This window comes from Peribacillus psychrosaccharolyticus ATCC 23296, from assembly GCF_000305495.1.
Taxonomy (GTDB): Bacteria; Bacillota; Bacilli; order Bacillales; family DSM-1321; genus Peribacillus; species Peribacillus psychrosaccharolyticus.
Window position 1 is genome coordinate 1 of the sequence record NZ_AJTN02000247.1, and the last position, 1202, is coordinate 1202.

A 1202-nucleotide genomic window follows, 5' to 3' on the forward strand; every position below is an offset into this window, starting at 1 on the left:
TAAATTTAGTCAAAGAAATATATTAGAAAAGGAAGGTTATTATACTAAGGCATATGAATATAATGCTTACTTGTTATTTAAATTTGGTAAATTGAAGGTTCCAAAGTCAAGACTTGAATTCTTTGATTATAATCTTGAAAATTTTTTCTTTAGTTTAAGTTACTTAAACCATGTAAAAAAAGATCAAGAGGCTTTGATAGATTATACTATTGAAGTTGTTGATTACATGGCGTCAATATACCAAGGGAAAAAATGCATAAAACCATTAGAAAAGTTAAAGGAACATTTTCGAGACATTGAGAAATCCGAATTAATGTTTGACGTAGTAAAACTTCGTTTGCGTTATTATGAAGGCGAATTTAAAAAAAGTCTAAATGAATTGAAAACAGTACTTCCATTCAACGAAAGCTATAGTTTGATTAATAGTAATAATAAAGTAGATATATATATAAATAGTGAATCCATGAGTATATATAAATACGGAAATGAAATGGAAATATTAACAAAAACAATTGAAGATAATATTTATTATAAAAGTGCGTATTTCGATGTACTCTTTAGTGTAGGAGCATATAGTTTTTTAGAGAAATATCCGTTTTTAAAAACGAGCAATGACACCTTCTTTGAATTAGAAGTATTATTTAATTTAGATAAACTTGACTCCGAGTATTTAAATAAAGAAATTAAAGGATTGTATAAGAAAGAACATTTAGAAATTATGCAGTTTACTTATATTCAAGCAAAAATGGAATTAGTTACAGAGGAAAGAATTAGAAAGCTTGTTGCCGTTAATCCTTATTCTTTTGGATTGAAAAACTTAATGTATGCTTTTATAGAAGAGGATTTTGAAAAAGCTTACAAATTCTATACAAAGGCAATTAAAAATCTTGAACACATTAAATATTATTATGTTGAGGCGATCTATTATTTTTCATCTTATTTAAAAAGGAACAATTCTTCTGAATATAATGATTGGAGTACTATTGGTAGAGATTTGGCTCTTAGCTTTCAATATAGATTTTTAATTCATAAATTTGATTGTTTGGTAAATGAAGTTTATCAACCATATTTTGAAGATAAATATGAACTCCCTTTAGGAAAAGAGAGATTGGAAAATATAATTCAAAATAACAATAAGGATAAACTTCAGCATCAATATAATTAAATTAAAACTTGTATAAAAGAGTCAATCTAGTTTAACT

1 protein-coding gene is annotated in these 1202 nt (G+C 25.4%); it reads left to right on the forward strand.

All coding sequences use genetic code 11. From position 1 onward, the window contains the following. A partial coding sequence (locus WYK_RS25035) for a hypothetical protein (protein ID WP_040376200.1) occupies nt 1–1165 on the forward strand: 1165 nt, incomplete at its 5' end. Nucleotides 1166–1202: the final 37 nt, after the last annotated feature.